Annotated in this window: 1 protein-coding gene; it reads right to left on the bottom strand. The window is 46.2% G+C overall.

Annotation, left to right across the window (positions count from 1 at the left end):
• Nucleotides 1–454, bottom strand: a 454-nt coding sequence (locus RW114_RS21185) for an SNF2 helicase-associated domain-containing protein (RefSeq protein WP_340124649.1), incomplete at its 3' end; no start/stop codon positions are given.
• Between the last annotated feature and the right edge of the window lie 68 nt (nucleotides 455–522).

Below are 522 nucleotides of genomic sequence, written 5' to 3'. Positions count from 1 at the left end.
CGCGAAAATGGATCAATGGGGTTTTGGCATCCACCAGCTGTTGCCATTCTTCAGGGCTTAACGCTTCATCGCCGATGGTTAACTGGTATTGGTACTCGGTCAGCTTATCCATGGAAAAATAAGATTGCGCACTGGCTGCGGCAGTCTTACTTTTACCACCCGAACGCAAACGGAGTTTCGCGCGACGACGGCCTTTCGGCGTTAACCAGGCAGGAATAATAATTTTAAAGCCAGCATCCTCCAATATCCAGGCACTTTCCTTTAGAAATTCAAAGGCCTCATCCAGTGTGAGCAGCACACTATCAGGCTCGCTGCCTTCCATGCCTAGCCATAATTTAGGATAAATACGTGCCGCTTGAGCCAAGTTTATTAAGATTTGTTGTTCAATTCCCTGACCGAATTGCTGCTGTAACCGCTGATGAAAATGCTCTTTATCAGCCCAAAATTCTGCCAAATCCAATTTAAGCGAGGGATCTTTGTGTGAAGAAAGGAAGAAAACTAAACGCCACTGGTCAACGTGAT

Source organism: Methylobacter svalbardensis (assembly GCF_037671525.1).
Lineage (GTDB): Bacteria > Pseudomonadota > Gammaproteobacteria > Methylococcales > Methylomonadaceae > Methylobacter_A > Methylobacter_A svalbardensis.
This window is presented reverse-complemented; position numbering and strand designations above follow the sequence as displayed.